The sequence below is a fragment of the Acinetobacter sp. YH12095 genome, from assembly GCF_013419245.1.
GTDB lineage: Bacteria > Pseudomonadota > Gammaproteobacteria > Pseudomonadales > Moraxellaceae > Acinetobacter > Acinetobacter towneri.
The window spans coordinates 1-2,510 of record NZ_VPAL01000045.1; the positions used below are offsets into that span (position 1 = coordinate 1).

Annotated in this window: 2 protein-coding genes; both read left to right on the plus strand. The window is 40.4% G+C overall.

All coding sequences use genetic code 11. The features are described 5' to 3' along the window. Positions 1-1,463, plus strand: a 1,463-nt coding sequence (locus tag FTU35_RS13200; protein ID WP_180064806.1) for an efflux RND transporter permease subunit, incomplete at its 5' end; no start/stop codon positions are given. Between the two features lie 86 nt (positions 1,464-1,549). Then, complete coding sequence (locus FTU35_RS13205; protein WP_005028603.1) at positions 1,550-2,449, plus strand: cation diffusion facilitator family transporter; 900 nt, start codon at positions 1,550-1,552, stop codon at positions 2,447-2,449. Positions 2,450-2,510: the final 61 nt, after the last annotated feature.

Consider the following 2,510-nt stretch of genomic DNA (forward strand, 5'->3'; position numbering starts at 1 on the left):
TGGTCATTACGGGTCTGCTCAGCACGAAGATTGGCAGTGAGTTTGCACCCCAGCTGAGTGAAGGTGATTTTGCGGTACAGCAATTACGTTCTCCAAGCACAGGCTTGGAAGAGTCTTTACGTATTCAGGAAAATACCGAAAAGCTTTTACTGAAAAACTTTCCCGAAATTAAAGCTATATTTGCCCGTACCGGGACTGCTGAAGTGGCGACAGATGTGATGCCACCGAATATTTCCGATGGTTATATCATGCTGAAACCACGTGAGGAATGGCCAGATTCAAAAGAAAGCCTAGATGCACTTCGAACCCGAATGGAAGCTTATCTTGCGACAATTCCCGGCAATAACAGTGAGTTTTCTCAGCCTATTGAGCTACGTTTTAATGAACTGATTTCAGGTATACGCAGTGATGTGGGGGTGAAGGTTTTTGGTGATGACATGCAGGTTTTGAATACTGAGGCTGCAAAAATCGCGAAAATCATTCAGCAAGTCGCAGGTAGCAGTGCGGTGAAAGTTGAACAAACTTCGGGTCTGCCTTTACTCAATGTAGAGATTGATAAAGCTTTAGCTGCCCAGTATGGCTTGAGTGTGAAATCTATTCAGGATGTGGTGGCTGCAAGTATTGGTGGACAAAGCGTGGGAGAGATTTTAGAAGGCGATCGTCGTTTTGATTTTGTTATCCGTCTTGGAGAGCAAGACCGTAGTGTCGCATCTGTTTCCCAGTTACCTATTCAGCTTCCAAATGGTGGCAGTATTTTATTGTCGGATGTCGCGCAAGTCTCGACCATTGAAGGAATCAACCAAGTCAGTCGAGAAAATGGTAAACGCCGAGTTGTGGTTACAACGAATGTTGAAGGGCGTGATTTAGGGTCTTTTGTTTCTGATGTACAGACACAGCTCAAAGCATACACTTTGCCAAGTGGTTATTGGATAGAATATGGCGGTCAGTTTGAAAATTTGGCTTCAGCCAAAGCACGGATGCAAATCGTGATTCCACTGGCTTTAATCACTATCTTTATTTTACTGATGGCGGTCTTTCACAATGTCAAAGAAAGTCTATTGGTCTTTACCGGGGTACCCTTTGCCTTGACCGGTGGTGTGCTGTTCCTTTGGCTAAGGGATATTCCATTATCGATGTCAGCTGGAATTGGCTTTATTGCCTTATCTGGTGTTGCAGTCCTCAATGGACTGGTAATGCTGACCTTTATTAAGGAATTAAGGGACAAATATCCAGTGCATAAAGCCGTGTGGCAAGGGGCTATTTTGCGCTTAAGACCAGTGTTGATGACAGCTTGTGTGGCTTCACTGGGTTTTGTACCAATGGCGCTGGCAACCGGAACAGGGGCTGAGGTTCAACGGCCACTGGCAACCGTAGTGATTGGCGGGATTATCTCTTCAACATTACTAACTTTGGTGCTGTTACCCGTGCTTTATCGTTGGATAAATGAAAAGAAAGTTTCTTAATCCAATAGATTAGTCGATTTACAGCAGAGATATTGGCTGTTATCCAATATCTCTGCTCATCATAAATAGAATAAGGAAAATATTTTATGTCAGAACATCATGATCATAGCCATGCGGTTGTTACTGAAGAAAATAGTAAGAAGTTAATGGTTGCCTTAGGTTTAACGACTACTTTTTTAATAGTAGAAGTTGTCGCTGCTTTTATTACCCAAAGTTTGGCTTTGTTATCTGATGCAGCTCATATGTTTACTGATGTAGCCGCTTTAGCTATTGCTCTTGCCGCTATCAAAATTGGTAAAAAAGCCGCAGATGATAAAAGAACTTTTGGCTATCAGCGATTTGAAATTTTAGCGGCTCTGTTTAATGCGGTGATGCTTTTTGTGGTAGCAATATATATTGTATATGAAGCTTATCAACGTTTTACGAATCCTGCTGAAATTCAAAGTGTTGGAATGATGATTGTCGCGGTCATTGGTTTGGTCATAAATTTGATTTCAATGAAAATCCTTTCTGCTAGTGCTGAAGGAAGTCTAAATATAAAAGGTGCATATTTAGAAGTTCTTAGTGATGCTCTAGGATCGATAGGCGTGATTATCGGAGGAATAGTTATTTATTTTACCCAGTGGATGTGGGTTGATACCGTAATCGCTGTGTTAATTGGCTTCTGGGTCTTACCTCGAACTTGGATTTTATTAAAACAAAGTATTCATATTCTGCTTGAAGGAGTTCCTGATGAGATTGATATTGAGTCGTTAAGAAATGATTTATTGAAGCTAGAGGGCGTTGAAGGGATTCATCAGTTGAAAGTCTGGGCTATATCCTCAAGAAATATTCATTTAACTGCTCATTTGGTTGCTCCGAATAGCAATACAGATCAACTCTATCAAAAGGCCTTAGAAGTTCTAAAACATAATCATAATATTACTGAAATTACGTTACAAATAGAAAATACGAAATGTAATACATTGAACCAACATAAACACTAATTTGGACTTTAGTCTTCATATAGATGTTTTGTGTAACTTTAAAGTATACCCTAAAGTTACA